Raw genomic sequence first — 21,134 nt, 5'->3', positions numbered from 1 at the left:
AGGTAGCTAATGATTCAAATTGAAAATATTAATGTGTCTTACCAACAGACATTAGCTCTGGATAATATCACCTTAAACTTGGAGGGACCTAGTATTACTGGGATTATTGGACCAAATGGTGCTGGTAAATCAACTCTAATTAAAGCATTAATTGGTATTATTCCTCACTCTGGAAAAATCCTTTTCAATAAACAACCTATTCGTCAGCAATTGAATCGTATTTCCTATGTTGCACAGAAGGCTGATATTGATTTTAACTTTCCGATTACTGTCAGAGAGTGCATCTCTCTAGGACTCTATCCCAAAACCAAGTTCTTTAAACGTCTATCTAAGAGTGATTGGTCTAAGGTCACAGATGCTTTAACACTACTTGGTCTAAATGATTTGGCCCATCGACAAATAAGCCAATTATCAGGAGGGCAATTTCAACGTGTTCTAATCGCTCGTTGTCTTGTACAAGAGGCTGATATTATTTTATTAGATGAGCCTTTTGTAGGGATTGACTCTGTTAGCGAAGATATTATCATGAACACCTTGAGAGAACTTAGGGACAAAGGTAAGCTTATTCTTATTGTCCACCATGATTTGAGCAAAGTTCCTCATTATTTTGACCAAGTTATCCTCCTAAATCGTAAACTGATTGCTAGTGGGCCTACTAATCTTGTTTTTAATGAGGATAATCTCCGTAAAACCTACGGTAACAGTTTATTTTATAAAGGAGATGTAAATGATTTCTGAATTTATTGATGGTTTGCTAAATTTCCACTACTTACAAAATGCTCTTATAACGGCTTTAGTTATTGGAATTGTCGGAGGGGCTGTTGGTTGTTTTATTATTCTAAGAGGCATGTCGCTTATGGGTGATGCGATTTCACATGCGGTTTTACCCGGCGTAGCTACTTCCTTTATCTTGGGTATTAACTTTTTCATAGGAGCCATCATCTTTGGACTTTTAGCTTCTACAATGATTACCTATATCAAAAGCAATTCCATTATTAAGAGTGACACGGCAATTGGGATTACCTTTTCGAGCTTTCTAGCTCTCGGTATTATTCTCATCGGTGTTGCTAATAGTTCCACAGATCTCTTTCATATTCTCTTCGGGAATATTCTAGCTGTACAAGACATGGATATGTGGATAACGATTATCGTTTCACTTCTCGTACTAGCAACTATTACAATCTTCTTTCGCCCTCTACTCCTAACATCCTTTGATCCAATTTTGGCCAAGTCTATGGGAGTTAAGGTCACCTTCTACCACTACTTACTTATGGTTATTCTAACTTTGGTTTCTGTAACTGCCATGCAGAGTGTTGGCACTATTCTTATTGTGGCACTTTTAATTACACCGGCTGCCACTGCCTACCTTTATGTTCATAGCCTAAAAACAATGATTCTTCTCTCATCAGGATTGGGGGCTCTGGCATCTGTTCTAGGTCTTTTTATCGGCTATAGTTTTAATATTGCAGCTGGTTCGAGCATTGTATTAACGTCTGCTCTACTCTTTCTCATCAGCTTTTTCATCGCCCCAAAACAAAGTGGCATGAATAAAACTTCTAAACAATAAAAAATAGGATGAAAATAATATGAAAAAAATACTATCAACAATAGTACTACTACTTTTAGCGGTAGTTACTCTAACAGCTTGTACCAATAAACAAGGCAGTAACAAGGATAAATTACGAGTCGTTACGACCAATTCCATTATTGCTGATATCACCAAAAATATTGCCGGAGATAAAATCACTCTCCACAGTATTGTCCCCGTTGGTAAGGATCCTCACGAATACGAACCCCTTCCTGATGATGTAAAGAAGACATCGCAAGCTGACTTGATTTTTTACAACGGTATCAATTTAGAAACTGGTGGAAATGCTTGGTTTACTAAGTTAGTCAAGAATGCTCATAAGACAGAAAATAAAGATTATTTTGCAGTTAGTGATGGTGTTAAGGTAATTTACCTTGAAGGTCAATCAGAAAAAGGTAAGGAAGATCCCCACGCTTGGCTTAATCTGGAAAATGGGATTATTTATGCTCAAAATATTGCCAAGCAACTGATTGATAAGGACCCTAAAAACAAGGCCTACTACGAAAAGAATCTAAAATCCTATACTGACAAACTTAGTAAACTGGACCAAGAAGCTAAAGAAACATTTAACAAGATTCCCGATGAGAAAAAACTGATTGTCACTAGTGAAGGATGCTTCAAATACTTCTCAAAAGCCTATGGCGTACCATCTGCCTACATCTGGGAAATCAATACAGAAGAAGAAGGCACACCAGACCAAATCAAAACACTCGTGGAAAAACTACGTCAAACAAAGGTACCAGCTCTCTTTGTCGAATCTAGTGTCGATGAACGCCCTATGAAAACAGTATCTAAGGATACCAATATTCCTATCTATGCAAAGATCTTTACAGATTCTATTGCTGAAAAAGGGCAAAACGGTGACAGCTACTACAACATGATGAAATATAATCTGGATAAAATCACCCAAGGCTTGAATCAGTAAAAATCTTATCTAAGAAACATTCTGTATTCTTATGATAAATCTGTTATACTAAGGTGAGACTATTTTCAAAGGAAGAGAAATGACACCTAACAAAGAAGACTACCTCAAATGTATCTATGAGATTGGTACTGAAGAAGGCAAAATAAGCAATAAGGAAATCGCAAACCGTATGCAGGTGTCTCCACCTGCTGTGACGGAAATGATTAAGAAATTGATTTCAGAAGACCTCATCATCAAAGACAAAGTCAAGGGCTATCTTCTAACGAAAACTGGTAAAATCAATGTCGCTGAACTCTATCGGAAACATCGCCTCATCGAAGTCTTTTTGGTGGACCACTTGCAATACACTTGTGATCAAATTCATCAAGAGGCTGAAATTTTAGAGCATACTGTCTCTGATCACTTCATCGATGCCCTTGACCGCCTACTCAATTACCCCAAAACCTGTCCACACGGTGGGCAAATCCCCAAGTCAGGTCAGCTCATAGAGGAAATCTACAACCAGACTTTTACACAAGACCTTGCTCCTGGAGAATATGTCCTTCGTCGAGTTCAAGATCAAATTGATCTACTCCATTATTTGAAGACTGTCGGTCTTAAAATTGGAACACCTTTTACCTTTGAAGGCTTTGACCCTTTTACACTACTATACCGCCTGAATATTGATGGAAAAGAAATTCAAATTCCAGAAACTGTTGCTAGCAACCTTTATATTGAATCAAACTAAAAAAGCGAGGCTGACAGACACCCTTAGAAGTGTCATCAGTCTCACTTTTTTTACATTTGTTTCAAGCGTTCCACCCGTTCTGAAATTGGTGGGTGAGTATAAAAGAGCTTCTGCAAACCAGATTCCTTTTTAGGGTCATTGATAAAGAGGGCTGCGCTAGCATCATCCACGTGATGTTGCATTGGCGCACTATTATCAAGTTTGAGCAGAGCGTTAATCATACCTTGTGGGTTACGTGTCAATTCGACGCTAGAAGCATCAGCTAAAAATTCACGCTGGCGTGAAATAGCCAACTGAACCAAGGTAGCTGCCAAAGGCGCCAGAATAATAGCAATCAAAGAAATAATGAGAAGAATAATTTCCAAACCGCTACTTCCATTACGGTCATCATCATTTCTACGACGCCCTCCACCCCAGAACATCATATTACGAGCCATCCCAGCTAGCATGGTAATGGCAGATGCTAAGGCAACTGCTATGGTAGAGATTCGGATATCGTAGTTGCGAATATGACTCACTTCATGTCCAATAACTCCTTCAAGTTCCTCACGATTCATAACCGCAAGAAGACCTGTTGTAGCAGCTACTGCCGCGTTCTTAGGGCTTGATCCAGTCGCAAAAGCATTCATAGAAGGATCATCGACAATAAAGACACGTGGCATCGGTATTTGTGCCACCATAGCCATATCCTCAACAACATGATAAAGGTTCGGAGCGGTTTGTTCGTCAACCTCTCGTGCACCATTCATAGCCATAACGACATTAGTGGATTGGAAAATCATGGTAACGGCATAGATAAAACCGATAACTAGAGCAAGAATCAGACCACCGAAGCCTGAACCTAACCAAAGATAGCCGACACCGTAGCCAACAAGGCCCAACAAGAGGAAAAAGACCAGGAGCAAAAGCCAAGTCTTTCTCTTATTTCGAGCAATTTGATCAAATAACATATTAGTTACCTAGTCCACTGAAATCAACCTTAGGCACAGCTTTTTCTTCTTCTGGTGTTTCAAGGAATTCAGCAGCCTTAAAGCTAAACATTTTAGCAATAACATTGCTTGGGAAGGTTTCCAATTTAACATTGTAGTTACTTGTCACACTGTTATAAAGTTGACGTGAATAGGCAATTTTATTTTCAGTGTTCGTCAACTCTTCTTGAAGCTGGCTGAAGTTGGCACTAGCCTTAAGATCAGGGTAACTTTCAGCTACGGCAAAGATTCCAGAAACCTGACGAGTCAATTCATCACTGGCACGCATCGCTTCTGCAGGTGAAGTCGCCGCTGCAACTTGATTACGAAGTTCTGCTACTTTTTCAAGTGTTGAACCTTCGTATTTCGCATATCCCTTAACAGTTTCAATCAAGTTAGGAAGAAGGTCATTACGACGTTTCAACTGAACATCAATTTGACTCCATGCCTCCTTAGTCTGCATACGGCTTTTAACCAAGCCGTTATAACTTGCAATAACAAAAATTACAAGAACAACGATAATGGCAATAATAATCCAAATCATATTTAGTTTCCTTTCTTATACTTAAAAAGAGTCGGTACGACTTCTCTTACAAGTATTTTGATAGTCTCAGTATATCAAATTTTCAGATAAAAGTGGTAAAATGTGAGTCGTTTTACAAAAAAACTGGACATCTTGTCCAGCTTTTTTTTATTACTCTTTAGACGTGTGTCGTTTGCCTTGGGCTAGGGCATCTGCTTCTGTCATAGTAACGACATTTGCTTTGTTGGTGTTGCTAGGCATACTATTGATGTCATACCAATAAACATCTGCTGTTCCATGACGCGCCACATAAACTGTTCTATTCTCTTCTTGTATAGGTTGCACAGGCTCTGGTTCAGAACTTGGTTGTTCAGTCACCTGTGAACTCTCAGAACTAGGCTCAGATGGTGCTTCAGTAAATTCAGTTACCGTATTTGTTGCTGTCCCATCTGCATAATTGATTTCTGCATTTGGTGATTGGTTATCTAAGACAACATGTGTAACTCCCTGACTATCAAGAGTCTCCTTATCTCCACCAAGTTTAATTTCCAAGAGATTTCCAGAACTATCGATACCAACATACTGAAGTTCCACTTGACGAGGCAACAACTCGTCTCCACTGTAGATAGCTGTTACCTTATAATCTAACCAATAGTTAGGGTGGAGTGCCAGCCAGTTATCCAAGCGATTCTCGTAATAAAGCATGCCTGACTGATTACCTTCGTCAGTTCCTTTATAATTTCCAGAGTTCAACCAGGCAGTCATAGGTACTAAATTCTTGCCCTCGTCATTGACACCAGAAAACTGATAGCCAATCAAATGTCCTCGATTCATTAACCAAGATTTTGATTTACCATCACCATAATAAAACTTATAGTTATGCCATCCTACAGGATCATATTTTATTTTACCGGGGCGTTTATTCTTTGGCTCGTCCTTATCTTGTAACTGTATATGAGCACTGTGGGCACGTCCTAACTGGTCCTTTTCCTCCATGACAAACTGCTTTTGACCATTAAAAGCTAATATACCGTTGTTCTCATCCGCTTGAGCTACTTGAGAGCTTACAGTCAACGATTGTTTGCTAGTATCTATTGAAAATCCTAAACCTAAAGTAAATACTAAAACAAGAAGAGCAAATAAACGAATCCTACTATTTCTTTTTTCTTTCATTATCTTAACTCCTTAATTTTTTATCACTTTAATTATACAGGACCAAATCAAAGTGGATGATTAAAAATAAAGAATAATGATATTAGCCATCTTAGAACTTGCTTAAAAAACAAAAAACATCCATTTTCTTGGATGCTTCTTTCCTATTATTTACCTGCTTTTTTACCTTGTTTTGTAAGGTAAACTGTAGATATACTTAGTGCCGCAGCAACTCCGACAAGAAGGAAGACCGTTGTCGAGTTAGACTTACCTTTTTCTTTTGAAGTGCTAGCTTGGCTTTCAGAACTCTTGGCCACCTGTTTAGCCTCAGTTGCTTTATCAATACGGGCGACATTCTTAGGTGTGTCATCCTTCTGGTTTTCCGCCAATTCTGACAAATCACTGCTAATCTCTTTGGCAACACCTTCAGAGCTTGTAAGTGATGCCGCTTCTGAGGCTAATGTTTCAGAGGCCATAACCGCCATAACTTTACTTGCAATCACATCCACAGACTTCTCATTCAAAAGAGAATTAAAGCGAATAGCTTCTGAGGCGAGCTGACTGCTTGTTACAGGAATTATTAGGTCATTTTTATAAGCGACCTGACTATTTGGTGCGATGCTGACAACTTCAGATGTATGTGCTGTTGTTGGAGATTCAGAAACTTTGACATCGACCTGACTTGTTGAACCTTTTTCAATAACTTCTGAGGAAACCTCGCTTATCGGATCCTTTTGTGAACTTTCTGAAGTTGGAGATTTCTCTGGGCTGTCAGAAGTAATTACTACGTCAACCTGACTGGTAGATGAAGCTACTGATTCTTCCTCACTCTTTGGTGTTTCTGAAACTGAAGTCTCAGAGATTACTTCACTGTTAGATGCCTCAGAAACTGAGGTCTCGGAAACTACTTCACTATTGGATGCTTCGGAAACTGGGGCGCTTGAATCTGCTTCACTATTCGGTGTTTCAGAAACTGAAGTCTCGGAAGCTACTTCACTGTTTGATGCTTCAGAAACTGGAGTGCTTGAACCTCCCTCACTCTTTGGTGTTTCTGAAACTGAAGACTCTGAGATCACTTCACTGTTAGATGCTTCGGAAACTGGAGTGCTTGAACCTCCCTCACTCTTTGGGGTTTCTGAAACTGAAGTCTCGGAAGCTACTTCACTGTTTGATGCTTCAGAAACTGGAGTGCTTGAACTTGCTTCACTCTTCGGTGTTTCTGAAACTGAAGTCTCGGAAATTACTTCACTGTTTGATACTTCAGAAACTGGAGTGCTTGAACTTTCCTCACTCTTTGGTGTTTCTGATGCTGAGGTCTCAGAAACTACTTCACTAGTTGATACTTCAGAAACTGGAGTGCTTGAACTTTCCTCACTCTTTGGTGTTTCTGATGCCGAAGTTTCGGAAACTACTTCACTATTGGATGCTTCAGAGACTGGAGTACTTGAATCTGCTTCACTCTTTGGTGTTTCTGATTCTGAAGTCTCGGATACCACTTCACTAGTTGATGCTTCAGAAACTGGGGTACTTGATCCTGCTTCACTCTTCGGTGTTTCTGATGCTGAAGTCTCAGATGCCACTTCACTGTTTGATGCTTCGGAAACTGGGGTGCTTGATCCTGCTTCACTCTTTGGTGTTTCTGATGCCGAAGTTTCGGAAACTACTTCACTATTGGATGCTTCAGAGACTGGAGTACTTGAATCTGCTTCACTCTTTGGTGTTTCTGATTCTGAAGTCTCGGATACCACTTCACTAGTTGATGCTTCAGAAACTGGGGTACTTGATCCTGCTTCACTCTTCGGTGTTTCTGATGCTGAAGTCTCAGATGCCACTTCACTGTTTGATGCTTCGGAAACTGGGGTGCTTGATCCTGCTTCACTCTTTGGTGTTTCTGATGCTGAAGTCTCAGAGACTGGATTATTGACTGGCTTTGGCTCAGACTTTGTTGGAGAAACTGTTGAAACAGCTCCAACAATCGTCGCCTTATTGTCAATCGTATTATTTGATATACGGATTTCTCCATTACCATTGTCACCCATCTCAAAGTTTTTAGTAATCACTGGATCAGCCAAGGTATTCAATAGTTTATTATCGTAGACATCGACATTCTTGATTGTTCCACGAACTTGTTGGAAATCAATCGCACCACGATGGAGGTTATAGAGGTCATTAGTTGTCCCTGAACGTAGAATGGTATTGTCATGAATCTTAATTCCAGAATCATTGAGGTCAAAATTGTGACCTGCAAAGACTGTGTTCACACGAATACCTGCTCCAGCAAAGACGTCCTTGATGAGGTTTCCTGAGATTTCATGACCCTTACCACCAAAAATACCGATACCAGCCGCACGCCAGCCTGATTCAATGGTGTTGTTGAGGAATTTATTATTTTCCTCGGCTGCGGCATTTGTCCCATCTGAAATACTTGACCAGATAGCCAAACCATCATCACCATTCCCACGGATGTTAGAGTTTTTTACCGTTGAATTCTTGGTTCCTTGAGCAAAGTTAATACCATCAGCCAAGTTATTACGGATACGAGCGTTTTCAATAACAAGACCGTCCGTATACTTCATATTTCCCGTCTGGTCGTAGTCTCCAATCCACATACCAACTTCAAAATGCTGAACCCAGATGTCATGAATTTTCGAATCCTTGCCAAGTGTTCCCGAAATAGCCTTGTACTGTGCATCCTCGTTATAACGAGAGGTCAAGTTGGAATCCATATAAAGATTGCTCAACTCAATACCATTACTATTATGACCGAAGACAATTCCACCACCATAGCGTTTATCACTTGTAAAGTGCAGTTGTGTATGCCAAACACCAGCACCTGAAATTTTTAGATTATCAGCTTCGATATTAACTTGTTTGTCGAAATTGAAACGTCCCTCTGGAATATAGACAGATTTTCCGCTAGCTTTAGCTTCCTCAACAGCCGCAAGTAGGGCAGCTGTGTCATCACTATCATCATTGGCAGATGCACCCTTATCCACAATACTGATGCTATTTTCACCTTGGGCAACTGGCGCTGGAGCCTGTTCTAGCTCAATAAAATCAATACCATAAGTGACATTGTCATCTTTCTTCTTAACCAAAGAAATCTTATCACCAGATTTCAATTGGATGTCCTTGAGGAGAAGACGTGTCTCATCAAAACGGAAGCGTGCACTTGATCCATCAACGACTTGATCATATTCGTGGTCACCTTTAAGGTACTGCCATGCTGAGTGAGATGACAAATCAAGATTACCAACGCTTGAACCATTAACCTGCACATCCAACTGACCTGATACACCATCAGGTATTGTATAACGCACATTCAAAGCATTGGCTGGCTCGGTGACATTGAAAGTAACTGCTGCATCTTTTTTAGGAAGCTCGACATAAGTTTGGTTCGTCGCTTCCACGGCCGTAGATTCCATGTCAGTTGACTGTTGGATTGTAGCTCCATTTTCGATAGTCGCATTTTCTGCTTCATGAGTCGTGTAAGGCATTTTGGCACCGTAGGCATCTGTGTTATACTCCTTGCCTTGTCCTTGACCCTCAGTCGCATTGGTTAAGACATTTGCTGACGTTCCTTGATTTTGAGAGGTGCCTGTCTCAATCACTTGATCGATGGTCGGAGTCTGCTCAGCTGCTTGAACAGTCCTTACCTGAGGTTGAGACGGCATAATATTGGCAGGCTGAGAAGCTTGCACACTCTCTGATGCTAGCTCTGAAGTCGCCAACTGAGCTGTTGAAACCGCTTGAGGGGCCTGCGCTTGATTTGAAGCATCAGTCAAGTCACTAATCGATTGTGCCTCGTCAGCCTGAACTGCTTGCCCATTGGCAAGGGCCATGAAGCCAATCAAAGCCGATGCTGCCCCAATGGAATATTTTCGGATGCTGTACTTTGGTTTTGTTTTACTTTCTCTAAACAAGTTAATTCTCCCGATACTTTTTTTCACAATCTCTCCATTTTAGTTTTAAGCTATTCTCGAACTAAAAACAGAGACTCTTAAATATTTGATGTACTTAATGATGCTGTTGTTTCTTTAATCCAAAACAAACCAAAACAAATTATAAGTCATGAGAACACAAAATAAAAGGCTAAGTAATCCATTTTAACAAGGCCTTAACAAAAATGTCATATTAGAAAGTTCAGTTATTCATTTCTAAATTATAGTCTAAAAATGTCGCACAAAAAGGTAATTTCTTTCACGTGTAAGAAAGACAAACATCTAATTTCCCTCCAATCCTTATTTAGCAAGATCTATCGGCTAAAACAATCAAATTGTTTTAAATCTGTTTTCTCAGATTTCTGTCAAACGTTTGACAGTCTTTTTTAATTTTACGATTCAAAGTATTATTTTCCGAATGTTTTAGTATTACAAATGTTAAATACCCAAAAATAAAAAAAGAGACAAAAACTGCCTCTGACTTTTCAAATAAATATTTATTCCTAACTGATTCTTACGATAACAATGTCTCTAGTTCTTCAACCGATAAACCAGTAACATCTGATACTGCCTCTAGTGACAGGCCTTTTGAGAGCATCTTGCGAATCAGTTCTAATTGTCCCTCATGACGGCCTCGTTCCAACCCTTGTTCCAAACCTTCCTCACGTGCTTCATCGATAGCTGTTTCCATAGTCATGTCATAATTTTCTTGAATACGTATGCGTTCATCAATCATCGCCTTTTCCTCCTGTGTCCAGCTGGATGAATCCAGTAATGAATCGGCATGCGTGACCGCTTGACTAGGTTCCTTAGAAAATGGGAGATTTCCAAAAAACTCTAGCCACTGCCGCCCTTCATCCGTAATATGTTTACCTTTATTATACTTATCCAACTCTAAAAAGGCAATCTGAAGAAGGTTTTGCCGTTTCCCATCCTTATAGAAAGAACACAAAGGCTTGCCCGTCCGACTATTTGCCATCCAATAAGTATTAATCGGGGACTCCTCATCTGGCAACAAGGTCTTCTCCAAGATAGCTATACCATAGACCGGCTCCATCTGCTCATACATCTTATGCGTCTGTCCTTGTTGACGTAATTGTTGCACATTTTCCACCAGCTGGTTAGCCAAATAATAATGAAAACGATTGAGAAAATAATGTTGCTTACGCACCTGAATCTCAATGATAACCTCAGTTCCATCATTCAACTTAGCTCGAACATCCACCGAGGTTGAAAAGAGCTCATCCTCGTCAAAGTCCTTTTTATGAAGCTGTGTCCCCTCCAAAATCTGAGCATCCACAACATCCAAATCCAAAATATCTCGAATAAATGCCACCGTCACTTCAGGCAGGCTGAAAATCTTCTTAGCCATGATATCCAAGGTCGGTGAGACATGCTTGTGTCTTTTTTCCATTTACCTCTCCTTAAGAAAAAATAGAGGGTTGGCCCCTCTACTTCTACTATTCGGAAAAAGTAAATGAAAGCTTGCAACTACCCCTTAAATGCTTTCACAAAAGCCTTGAGTTCTTCGTCTGCTTCTGGAGTAGTTCCATGAAGCTGGCCAAGCATGTCGAGAAGGGATGCTGTCTGACTTTCGATCGTCGCATTAGTCTCGTTAATCTTAGCCACAATCTCGGTCAAGGGCTCAACTTCCTCTTCCTCAAAGGTGTCCACATAGCGAGGAATATTAAGGTTGTAGTCATTTTCCACAACCTCTTCAAAGCTAGCCAGATGGGCGAACTTATCCATATCCTCTCAGCTCTTATAGGCATCGAGAATCTTCTCAATATGGGCATCTGTCATGATATTCTGATTTTTCCCTTTATCAAACTCCTTAGAGGCATCGATAAAGTAAACATCACGATTGGTGCGGTTCTTTTTGAGAATGATAACCGTCGTTGGAATACTGGTATTAAAGAAGATATTGGCATGATGAAATTCACAGTCAATTATCTGACAAAAATTGATAAATTTTGCTAGATTGAAACCTATCAAATTATTTAAGTTTCCAAATCAACAACTACACTTATATATATATTTGGCTTGTTTCAAAATTATTTGGTTTATATGTTCAAGTTCTTCCATCAATTTTTTACTAACTAAATAACCAAAATAATTATCATGAATCCATTCTCCATCTTTAACATAAGCATTGTAATATTGTTCTTTTGCTGTTTCAACAATAATTTGTATATCCTCTATCTTATTAATATCACGTATCATTAATAAAATATCGTTAAATGCCATTTCAACTTTTTCAGAATAAGTTATCAATAAATTATAAATATCAATATAATGTTTTATCTGCAAATTTCGTTCACCAAAAATTTCTTTTAAAACCACTTTGGGAGTCAATCCGTCATTACTTTTAACAAATTCAACCTTAAGATATTCTCTAATATCAAAAAAATCAAAATATGGATTAACTTCACTAGTCGTAGGACTTTTAGAGTTATATTGATGTGCAAAGCCATTACAAGAAGGACATGCAATAATCAAATTAACGGGTGTTACAATAAAATGTGGTGCTTTACTTTTTGGGAGTATATGCTCAATACTCCTCTTTATCACACTTATCATTACATCCTCGCAAATTGGACAAATCGTCCTAGTTTCTCTAGGATTTTTTACTGTTGGTAATAAAGACCTGATTGACTCCTGTTTTGAATTATATAGTTTATCATTTAATTCTTTGTAGGTAAAATCATAATTTCAAATACGAATAGGAAAAGGAATGTTTTTATAAATTTCATACAATTTATTGCATTTTGCCTTTTCAATATAAAGCTTCTCAAACTTTATAAATTCTTCAATAAATTTTTGTTTTCCTACATCAATGAACTTTCCATTATTATTCAAACCACTAGATCTTTTTTGGGGGAAAACAATATCTAAGGCTTCTTTAACTGTAGAATTACTATTTAGTTTCAATCTTTTCATTGTTGCTTCTTACTCATTAACAATTTATATTTTATCATCGCTTCTCTCCCCATAGCTTCTTCCAATTCATTTTTTTCTTCATCTGTCATCGAGTTTATGATACCTTTATTGAAAATATTGTCAATTAAATTAGAATATCCTGTATCTGCTAGATAAACTCCATAAACATTTTTCATCAACTCAGAAATATTTTCACCAAAAGTTTTATAATCGACAGATTTTAGTTCAAAGTCATCTTTTTTTCTATACATTTCATAAATACAATTATTAGGAATTTCTTGGAGAGTTAACGGAGTATGAGTTGTCAATATTGAAAAACCATTTAATTCTTTAAGAATTACAGATAGTGATCTAATATACGATTTTAATAGAGACGGATGAAGAAATAATTCAGGTTCATCAATCAGTAATACTGATTTTTCGTCAAAAAATAACGAGACTTCCATTAATGATATTAAAACAATTTTTTGTCCAGAGCTTAGTTCCTTCGCAAATCTGACAAAATATTCAAACGAAGAGTCACTTCTTTTACAAATGTATTCTATAAAGGTATATAAAAACTCTTCTTTTTCGAAATTATCTAAAACATTAATCAATAGATTTTTTCTATCTATATTATTTCTATTAATTATAGTTTTCATTAAATAAGCAATCTGTAACTCTAGCTTTTCACCTAAATCACTATAGATTAATTTAAAAATAATCTTCTCGATTTCTGACTCAATTATTTCCTCATACCTATGTTTTATATCTTCTAAAACTGAGTTTTCACTTCCAATAACTCGACATTCCTCGTTTTCAAAAGATGATTCAAGCGACGTTATTATATTAAGCGCTTTTGGATTCTCAGTACATACAGACATGAATATTTCATACAAATTGGTATCATATCTAATATCATGAATGATTTGACTCAAATGTTTTTGATGAAATATAACATCCTCTTTTAATTTATCTTCAATTTCTTGATATTGCTTATTATACTCAACGAAACCTTTATATAACTGATACTGCTGACTAAAAGTTAAACTATTTATGAACTCCCAAATGACATCACCTTCATCCGAATATCTATAACGGGAATCCATTATGCTTCCCATAATCTGTGCATCAAAACAACTAAATTTTAAGTCCTTTAAATCAAAATCTCTAAAGAATTTACTTTTTAAAAATATACCATCGTCTAGGGAGGATTCAGTTTCTAATTTGTTTTTTAATTGTTCAAATAAAAAATTATCGAAATTTTCTTTTACAGCGAAATAAGAGGTTGAGTAGAACCTGTTTCTTAAACCGATAAATTTAGTATTGGAATTTTTAGATACACTACCAACATGATCAAAAGGACTATATGAAATGAATAATAGATTATTAATCCCACTATCGTCTTCCTGATCTATGAAAAGCTCATCATCACTAACTATTTCTTCTTTTATCGGCTTATTATCTCGAAGAAGAGCACTAGCTATTTGCCTTAAAAGAAATGACTTCCCTGCACCATTCTTACCAATTATCGCATAAATATTATTTGGTAATACTAATTCTTGATTTACTTGTATATCTAATATATTCTTATTTTTATAACGAATGTGTAAATTATATTTAATATACTGTTCTTTCCCGTGAGAAATTCTATGAAGACGACCTCGTATTGTATTTTCTGTTATGAATTGAAAAAAGTTATCGTTAAATAAATCTACAGCAAGCGACGGCTCATATTCTTTATAATTATTATTCCTAAAAGTATCAATTAACGTGGGATTATATGCTATATCTCCGACAATCTTATACCAGCTGTCCCTATCATTATCAGATAATATTTTATTTAAAAATTTATAATAATTTTCATCGCCGAGTGAAATATATTTTCCATTTATATCAATTATTCCATCTTTTGGAACTGGGTAAATGTAAAACAAGAATTCATATTCTTTTTTATCAACTGTAATAGTCAAATAACCTTTTGGTTGATTTAAAATTTGTTCGATTTCGCGCTGAATAAATCGAACATTTTTTAAAAAATTAAAATTTTCCATTATACCTCCATTAAAAAATCTATACTATATTTTAATCTAAATAAAAATAACTTTCTTTATTGAAAAACAAATATAGTAACATAAGGTAGGATATTATCTATAATCTATGATTTAATAGATATAACTCTACACATACTTAACTTCCAATAATTTCATTAATTATTTTTTTAAGTATCATTAGTAATTTCCTTTATTATTTTCCAGCTAGAAGGTTTTCCAAGTTTGGACACAGCAACTTCTATATAATCACTATACTTAATTACATTCTTTTTTTATAAAAAATTTAATTCCCGTCATTCTATATCTAAACATCGATAATTCTTAAATCATTATATAAGATAGTTTCTCAATATAAATATCAAAAAATTAGAACATTCTACATACTACTTAAGTCTATTTTATAGTTACTTATATAACCTTCACCTGTCCATTCATCAACATTGGCAAGAGCCAATCACGAAGTTGAGTGAGTCCTTGGTTTTGTCTACTTCTATTTTTGATTTCTCTATCAAACGATTTTACTGATTGGTCAAATTTCATCAATAGTTCATTTGGCGGATAGACTAATTGTAATGAGTAAAGGTCATCTTTAGTAATTGAACCAAATGTAGTCCCTACAGAATTCCTCATATCAAATAGCTTTTTAAAATCTTGCATAACATTAAAAATATAGCTATTTACTCGTACTTTACTATTAATAGCCACTAAACCTCGACCAATACAACATCTTGTATCAGCGATATTCAAAGTCCCCACAGGTGCTCTAACACTTAACAAGATATCATCTTCTTCTGCTATCCTAGACGGTTCAGTTGTGTATTGTCTTGCCACAGGAAATCTCCATCCAAAATCTGTCGAACCTTGAAAAAATAACATTCCCTCTCCAACTTCATTATAAGAAGTTCCTTTAGGAGATTGTCCCATTGTTATATTAGCAATATTTTCCAACTTCTCCACTCCCCACCCCTCTGGGATTTCGCGTTTGAGTTCTGGGTGATAGACCATCTTTCCACCTGATGATTTGTAGGGTTTGCCATTCTGGTCTGGGAAATCAAACTGCACAAACCAGTAGTCATAGAGGGTCTTAGCCATGGCTTCCAACTCTTGGTTGATTTGGTTGTTGATTTGGATTTTCTTATCGATTAAAGATAGAATTTTAATAGTCCTTTGTTGGTATGTTTTATCACGATAAGCCCTAATCTTAATCGGATGTAAATGATTTCTATTCATTGTTGGTACACCAGAACCAGATTTTTGATTACCTAAATCCAAATATTGCAATAAATAATATATATATTCAATATCATTCCCTTTAAATTCTTTAACAAAGAGTGAAGTATTGTGAGGGAAAAAATTTTCTCTAATCAAGTGAGGATTACCAACTGTACCACTTCTACCAATTGTAATCCCAGGCCCCTCTACTTTATACTCGTTATGATAGCCTAAAATACCATTTGATGATTGCACCGGATACTTGCCTTCTACAAACTTTGATTTTGGCAAGTCATATCCTCTTTGAAACTCAACTAAGTCACCTAGTATACACTCTTCTAACTTACTCATATTTCAACCCCTTCATTTGCTCTTTAATCTCCTGCTCCAATGCATGTGATTGCTGGAAGAGGTCTGAAAGTTTGTCTTGAAAGGCGGTCATCTTGGCTTCAAACTCTTCTGCTGTGATATCCACATAGTCGATCTTGATGTCAAAGTATTGGCCTGCGCTAAGAGAGTAGTTTTTCTCCTTGATGTCCTCATAAGAGACAGTGACAGAAAAGTCCTCGACGGCCTCTTTCTTGATAAAGGTCTCGACGATCCTCTGCTCTTCCTCAGGAGAGAGCACAGTCTTTTGGTTCTTGCCTTCCTTGACCTTGGTTCCTAGGTTTGAGGCATCGATGAGGACGACATCGCCCTTATTTTTCTTATCGATAAAGAGGATGGAGACGTTGGTTCCTGTAGTCGCAAAGATATTGGACGGCATAGAGACGACACCTGCCAGCATTTGATTATCCACCAAGTGTTGACGGATTTTCTTATCAATTCCCGATTGAGCAGTAATAAAACCTGTAGGCAGAACAACTGCTGCTTGACCTTCTGGTTTTAAAGAATAGATGATATGCTGAACAAATAGTTCATAAATCGCCATCGAATTCTTTTTATTTTTTGGTGTTTTAGGCACTCCTGCAAAGAAACGCTCACTGGCTTCTGGCAAGGTCTCCACTTGGTCACGCCACTCTGAAAAGTCCAACTTGAAAGGAGGGTTGGACACGATATAGTCCATCTTTTCAGGATGACGATTACGCAAAATAGTATTACCTTCAACGATATTATGGATGGAGTGTTGTAGTCCATTCAAAATTAGGTTGAGACGAAGGAGATTGGATGACTTTTGTGAGATATCTTGACTGTAGACAGTTGCCTTATCCACACCGATACGACTTGCCAGGTTCATGAGCAAGGTCCCAGAACCAGCAGATGGGTCATAAATCCGCACGTTTTGAGGTTTATCATTTCCCACCAAGATATCAGCGATAATCTTAGCCACAGAGTGAGGTGTGTAATACTCGGCATAGGTCCCACCGCCATCTTTGTTGTAGTCCTTAATCATATACTCAAAGATGGTAGAGAAAAAGTCAAAGCCTTGGGAAAAAATAGCCTCGTCAAACTTAACGCTAGCAAGGAGATTGATGATAGATTTTGCGACTTCGTTACGCTTACTGCTATCTGAGATGTTATCGGTAATCAGGCGCTCATTAAAGAGACGAACAGTTGTATCCCCTTCTGTATGGACCGAGAAGATATCGTTATTGTCAATGGCTATTTGATTGAGAGTGTTTTCAAACGTCTCATAAAAATCAGATTCATTTTGCTTGCGATGGAGCGTTTCGATGAATTGATTTGGCTTCATCCAGGCTGTTGAAGTTCCGATATCCTCTAGGAGCCAATCATAGTCTTCTTCACTCATAGATACTAGATGCTCATAAGTGTTTTCCGAATCGACGTTTTGTGCTTCATAGAGAAACTTGTCATTCAAGAATTTGTACAAGAAAGATTGGGTAAGGAGCTTGTACTCTCCTGCTTCACCCCCTAAACCAGCATGGGTAAAGACTGCTTTCAAATCGTCTACCAAGTTTTGGACTTGGACCTTATATTGTTCATTCATTAGTTTTGATATTCCTGTTCGTATTCTTCAAATAAAGATTCAACAAGATTGTTGAAGTCTTGTTTTGTCAACTTTTCATTTCCAGTTGATTCTGTGTTTTTCATTTCTTTGCGTGCCTGTTCACGAATCATTCGTTTCAAAAAGTCATTGTTATCAAGGACACCTTGATTTAAACCAATTTGATAATCTAAATTGGCTTTTGAGCCTTTAATCACATGGAAGATAACTGGAAATTCACTTACTACGGTTGAGTTGGTAACATGCTTGAAAGAACGAGCTGCCATTTCATCGCCATTGAAATTCATAGCTAGTCGTCGCATTCGGGTCTTATAATCTTCAAATGCGTCAAACAGATTTTGATACTCAGTCTGAGTTTCTTTGATATTCTCCATTGTGAGGCCTTCCTGCTCATAAATCATATGTTTCTTCATGATTCTACGGAATTCCTCATAGAGATTTACCCATTCAGGGTCTTTTTCATCTGGACGACCGTTAATCCCACCTGCCACTCGTTTGCGAAGCTCGTAGAGATCATTCGCTGCTAGTCGTAACTCTTCTTCTGCGATTTTAACGAAACTAAATGTCGTGTCAGACATTGCTAAATTGAGCAAGGTTCGACTTGAGAATTCATCGGTTTTTTCCATAAGAGAAAGGTTAAGCAAACGTCTTGAAATCACGTTCAACAAAGTCGAAACCTGGTTAATGTCAATTTTATTTAGAAGTTCACGATGTCCTAAAAGTCGAGCAACATTATAAAATTGCTTCATCGCTTCTAGAGCTTTTCGTAACTCAATCAGTTGATGTCTATCCCTCACTTCGTCGATGGTTTGAGAGAAGAACTCTAGATTCTCAGTTGGATAATTCATCAAAATTGTTTCTGATTTCTCAAGTTGTTTACTGATTTCGTCTGCTGAGACAAAGAGAGAACCAAAAACATTTTCAACATCTTCTCCTGTGTTTTTTTAGATCATACTCCTGATTGAGTTCCTCCAAATACGCACGATTGGTTTTATCAAATTCTTTCGAAATATCCGCAAAGTCAATCACATATCCAAATTGATAATCCTTATATGGACGATTAACACGTGTCAATGTTTGAAGTAAGTTATGAGCCTTGATTTTGCGACCTAAGTACAATCTTTTCAACCTAGGTGCATCAAATCCTGTTAGCAACATCGAATATACAATGACGAGATCAATTTTACCTTCTTTATAGCTCTCTACACGATCTTTCTTGTACTCTTTGTCTCCTTCATCATGAAGAATTAAAGCTGATGTGATATTTGTCTCCCCTCGACTTCTGCGTTCTTCTAATTGCTTTTCAATCTCACGAGCTTGCTTAGATGAATCACAAACAATCATTCCACCGATGGAATCATCATCGAAGACAACATCACGTGCTCTATTGAAATCTTCCAGAATGAAATCCAACATTGGTGAGACATAACGTGGATGAGCAAAAATATCATCTTTGGAAAGATCTCCACGCAAGATTTCTTCATTAATGGTTTGAAGAGTCTCTTTATAAGAGGTTTCAATATCTTCACGCATCAGACGAAGTGTAAAACCATCATCAATCGATTGATTATAGTAGTATTTATGGATATAATCACCAAAAATATCACGTGTCGTTGCATGACTTTCCTTGGTTTTACCATCTTTTTTATATGTTATTAGGGGCGTTCCAGTCAGTGCAATCTTAATAGCATTTTTATCTGCATTGTATAGATTTGGGAGATAGGAGCCTTTCTCATTATATGAACGGTGAGCTTCATCAATAAAATATATATTTTGACGATTTAAATCATAGCCTGAATGATCTGTTAAATCTGAATTATCCTTAAATTTTTGAATATTAACGACAGCAGCTTGATAAGCATCATGTTTTTCATTCAATTCTTGTGGACGGTTAATCCTTTTTACTTTCAAGCCACGTTTCGTAAACTCCCGCGTAGCTTGGTCTGCAAGATCTAAGCGGTCAACTACAAAATAAAACTGAGGAACAATTTCCTGTTTTGAGAAATAATTTGTAAGGTACCTGATATTAAAATAAGACAAGGCAGTTTTTCCAGATCCTTGTGTATGCCAGATGACACCTTTCTTCACTCCTTTTCCAATTGCATACTCAATTGCTTTTGTTGCAAAAAACTGTGGATAACGCATCACATGTTTTTGCAGTTGAATAGTGCCATCTTTCGAGTGTTCTTCTACATAAGCTAATCCATAGCGAAGCAAAAACAATAGTCTTTCCTTTTGATAGAGTGATGAGATAAATGTATTACAAGGTGTACTTGGATCTTGATTTGTCTTAAATTCTGGCTGAGATTTCAAGGCAAATCGATTAACATCTTTTAATACTGCGTCAATCTCCTCTTCACCTAATGAACGTATAGAATAAATTAGTTCCTCTTCTCTTTCTTCCTTAAATGCATTGAATTTAGTTTTTGAGAATGCATTTGAACAGTAAAAGGACCCTTGCTTTTGTTGACCTTGACCACTGATATAAGGTAAATTATCTGAGAATGAAAGCAATTGGGTAATATTATTGAAACGACGAAATCTCCTATTCTCAAATCTAACGGCTGTTCGTGATTGTTCAGATTGAATAGCAGTCTTACCATCACGAATGGCATTAGGTTGTTTCACCTCAATATATGAAAGAGGCAAGCCATTTATAAAAATGACGATATCAGGTCTAAACTCGTCTCCTCCATTTTGACAGGTTACCTCTAAAGCAAGGTGAAATGTATTATTTTCAGGGTTTTCCCAGTCAACATAAGTTGGACCACTCTCACTTACTATACGATTATAAAAGGCACGTCCTAAGTCATTTTGATCTAATTCAATCTTGATATTATTGAGTTCTCTTTCAACATCCAAATCAGTTGCATAATTGTTGAACTTTAAAAATTGCTCTCTAAAGATTGAAATTAAAATATTTGTTTCAGGATCTCTTCCCATAATCTCCTTACCATTATGAGGAAGATATGTATACCCCAAACGCATTAAGTGTAAGGCTGCTGGAATCTGAACCCTAGTTAATTCTGAAAACTCTCTTCTAGAAACCATTGTTTCACCTCTCCGTCCTGTCGTAATCCCTTACATTATAGCATTTTCAGAGTTCCTTTCATAGTTTTGGGAAAATTCAAACAAAAAAACACGGCCCGAAGGTCATGT

The 21,134-nt window shown here is 37.1% G+C and carries 14 protein-coding genes and 2 pseudogenes; 4 read left to right on the top strand and 12 right to left on the bottom strand.

Annotated elements, in window-relative coordinates:
* Positions 1 to 9 precede the first annotated feature (9 nt).
* From NYE32_RS03715 to NYE32_RS03700, 4 genes are all read left to right on the top strand, one after another.
* Positions 10 to 738, top strand: a complete 729-nt coding sequence (locus NYE32_RS03715; RefSeq protein ID WP_002890643.1) for a metal ABC transporter ATP-binding protein — start codon at positions 10 to 12, stop codon at positions 736 to 738.
* Positions 728 to 1,567 (top strand): metal ABC transporter permease, encoded by an 840-nt coding sequence (locus tag NYE32_RS03710; RefSeq protein WP_021147014.1) that lies wholly within the window; start codon positions 728 to 730, stop codon positions 1,565 to 1,567. The genes NYE32_RS03715 and NYE32_RS03710 overlap by 11 nt, the downstream gene beginning before the upstream one ends.
* A gap of 19 nt (positions 1,568 to 1,586) precedes the next feature.
* Entirely contained in the window at positions 1,587 to 2,513 is a 927-nt protein-coding gene (locus NYE32_RS03705) for a metal ABC transporter substrate-binding protein (protein ID WP_073689704.1), read from the top strand.
* 79 nt (positions 2,514 to 2,592) lie between these two features.
* Positions 2,593 to 3,240 (top strand): metal-dependent transcriptional regulator, encoded by a 648-nt coding sequence (locus tag NYE32_RS03700; RefSeq protein WP_073689703.1) that lies wholly within the window; start codon positions 2,593 to 2,595, stop codon positions 3,238 to 3,240.
* A 50-nt stretch (positions 3,241 to 3,290) separates the two neighbouring features.
* Here NYE32_RS03700 and htpX read toward each other — a convergent pair whose 3' ends face one another.
* From htpX to NYE32_RS03640, 12 genes and pseudogenes are all read right to left on the bottom strand, one after another.
* Positions 3,291 to 4,190: a zinc metalloprotease HtpX gene (gene htpX / locus NYE32_RS03695; protein ID WP_002890638.1), complete on the bottom strand. Its 900-nt coding sequence runs from the start codon at positions 4,188 to 4,190 to the stop codon at positions 3,291 to 3,293.
* 1 nt (position 4,191) lies between these two features.
* Positions 4,192 to 4,752, bottom strand: a complete 561-nt coding sequence (locus NYE32_RS03690) for a LemA family protein (RefSeq protein ID WP_002884070.1) — start codon at positions 4,750 to 4,752, stop codon at positions 4,192 to 4,194.
* A gap of 150 nt (positions 4,753 to 4,902) precedes the next feature.
* Positions 4,903 to 5,904, bottom strand: coding sequence for a DNA/RNA non-specific endonuclease (locus NYE32_RS03685; RefSeq protein ID WP_201042896.1), 1,002 nt, complete (start codon positions 5,902 to 5,904; stop codon positions 4,903 to 4,905).
* A gap of 146 nt (positions 5,905 to 6,050) precedes the next feature.
* Complete coding sequence (locus tag NYE32_RS03680; protein ID WP_339157089.1) at positions 6,051 to 9,806, bottom strand: YSIRK-type signal peptide-containing protein; 3,756 nt, start codon at positions 9,804 to 9,806, stop codon at positions 6,051 to 6,053.
* 532 nt (positions 9,807 to 10,338) lie between these two features.
* On the bottom strand, positions 10,339 to 11,238 hold the full coding sequence (locus NYE32_RS03675; protein ID WP_110980983.1) for an Rpn family recombination-promoting nuclease/putative transposase: 900 nt from the start codon (positions 11,236 to 11,238) through the stop codon (positions 10,339 to 10,341).
* A gap of 77 nt (positions 11,239 to 11,315) precedes the next feature.
* A pseudogene (locus NYE32_RS03670) lies at positions 11,316 to 11,753 on the bottom strand (N-6 DNA methylase); the annotation flags it as partial.
* A gap of 84 nt (positions 11,754 to 11,837) precedes the next feature.
* Positions 11,838 to 12,404, bottom strand: coding sequence for a hypothetical protein (locus tag NYE32_RS03665; RefSeq protein WP_339157088.1), 567 nt, complete (start codon positions 12,402 to 12,404; stop codon positions 11,838 to 11,840).
* Positions 12,405 to 12,536: 132 nt separating this feature from the next.
* On the bottom strand, positions 12,537 to 12,764 hold the full coding sequence (locus tag NYE32_RS03660; protein WP_339157087.1) for a hypothetical protein: 228 nt from the start codon (positions 12,762 to 12,764) through the stop codon (positions 12,537 to 12,539).
* Complete coding sequence (locus NYE32_RS03655) at positions 12,761 to 14,797, bottom strand: AAA family ATPase (RefSeq protein ID WP_339157086.1); 2,037 nt, start codon at positions 14,795 to 14,797, stop codon at positions 12,761 to 12,763. The genes NYE32_RS03660 and NYE32_RS03655 overlap by 4 nt, the downstream gene beginning before the upstream one ends.
* Positions 14,798 to 15,205: 408 nt before the next feature.
* On the bottom strand, positions 15,206 to 16,360 hold the full coding sequence (locus tag NYE32_RS03650) for a restriction endonuclease subunit S (RefSeq protein ID WP_339157085.1): 1,155 nt from the start codon (positions 16,358 to 16,360) through the stop codon (positions 15,206 to 15,208).
* Complete coding sequence (locus NYE32_RS03645) at positions 16,353 to 17,957, bottom strand: class I SAM-dependent DNA methyltransferase (protein WP_339157084.1); 1,605 nt, start codon at positions 17,955 to 17,957, stop codon at positions 16,353 to 16,355. Before NYE32_RS03645 ends, NYE32_RS03650 begins: the two co-directional genes overlap by 8 nt.
* Positions 17,957 to 21,026 (bottom strand): annotated as a pseudogene (locus tag NYE32_RS03640) (type I restriction endonuclease). The gene NYE32_RS03645 and the pseudogene NYE32_RS03640 overlap by 1 nt, the downstream one beginning before the upstream one ends.
* Between the last annotated feature and the right edge of the window lie 108 nt (positions 21,027 to 21,134).

Origin of the sequence: Streptococcus sp. FSL R7-0248 (assembly GCF_037967965.1) — a bacterium.
Taxonomy (GTDB): Bacteria; Bacillota; Bacilli; order Lactobacillales; family Streptococcaceae; genus Streptococcus.
Note: the sequence above shows the minus strand (reverse complement) of the source record. Positions and strands in the feature narration are given on the sequence as shown.